The organism is Paraburkholderia sp. FW306-2-2C-D06C (assembly GCF_058781505.1).
Map to the genome: position 1 here is coordinate 1 of NZ_JBYSWU010000156.1, position 572 is coordinate 572.

Sequence of the window (572 nt, forward strand, 5' to 3'; positions counted from 1 at the left end):
GCAGACAGATTGGACACCGTCGCCGAGTTCGCGCCCAGAGCCACCGAGTTGTTTGCCGTCGCCTTTGCGTTCCCACCGATCGCGACCGCATCCGTACCGGTTGCGGACGAATCTGCCTGCGTCGAATTAGCGTGGAAATACTTGACGCCGGTGCCGCCATTGGTGATGTTATTTACGATGTTGGCGACGTTCGTCACGTTGCCCGCGACGTTCGCCACATTCTGGTTCGTCTGGTACAACTGAGCACCATTGACTGCATCCGTGCTCGCTGCCGACACTGTGCCGGCGGTAAGGCCCGTGATCTTCGTCGAGCCGCTTACGCCCCTCAGCGTAATCGTGTTCTTCGACGTATCGTCATAGGCAACGAATGCGCCCGTCACATTGCCGCTGCTGTCAATGTTCGCGCCTATCCCCTTCAACTGCTGCACGTTCACCGCGTCGTTGTTCGCCTTGCCGGCCGCCACGTTGGCCAGCGTCACCGGCGTCGTCGAACCGGCACCGCCCAGCGTGACCTTGTTGTGCGTCGCAGAGTCGTACTGCACCGCGTTAGCCAAAGCCGTGCCGGAGACTGC

General features: G+C 61.0%; 1 pseudogene. It reads right to left on the reverse strand.

Annotation, left to right across the window (positions count from 1 at the left end):
- A pseudogene (locus tag AC3WLT_RS37290) lies at nucleotides 1–572 on the reverse strand (hypothetical protein); the annotation flags it as partial.